The organism is Pseudoalteromonas sp. CR1, assembly GCF_019392235.1.
Classification (GTDB): Bacteria; Pseudomonadota; Gammaproteobacteria; order Enterobacterales; family Alteromonadaceae; genus Pseudoalteromonas.
The window spans coordinates 1-230 of the sequence record NZ_JAHXRM010000674.1; the positions used below are offsets into that span (position 1 = coordinate 1).

Consider the following 230-nt stretch of genomic DNA (forward strand, 5'->3'; position numbering starts at 1 on the left):
GCAGGAACCCGGATGCGCGCGCCCTGTACGAGCGCCTGCTGGCCAAGGGCAAGAAGCCCATGGTGGCGCTGTGCGCGGTGATGCGCAAACTGGTCCACATCTGCTTCGGTGTGCTCAAGCATCGACGACCTTACACACCACAGATCGCTTCGGGCGCTTGACGCCGAAGACGGTATCTTCCCCCATCTTCGACGGGGGAAGGAGTGCCCGATGGTTGGCAGGGCGCGACG

Annotated in this window: 1 pseudogene; it reads left to right on the forward strand. The window is 64.3% G+C overall.

Annotation, left to right across the window (positions count from 1 at the left end):
• Positions 1 to 161: pseudogene (locus tag KZZ04_RS21355) on the forward strand (IS110 family transposase); the annotation flags it as partial.
• Positions 162 to 230 lie beyond the last annotated feature (69 nt).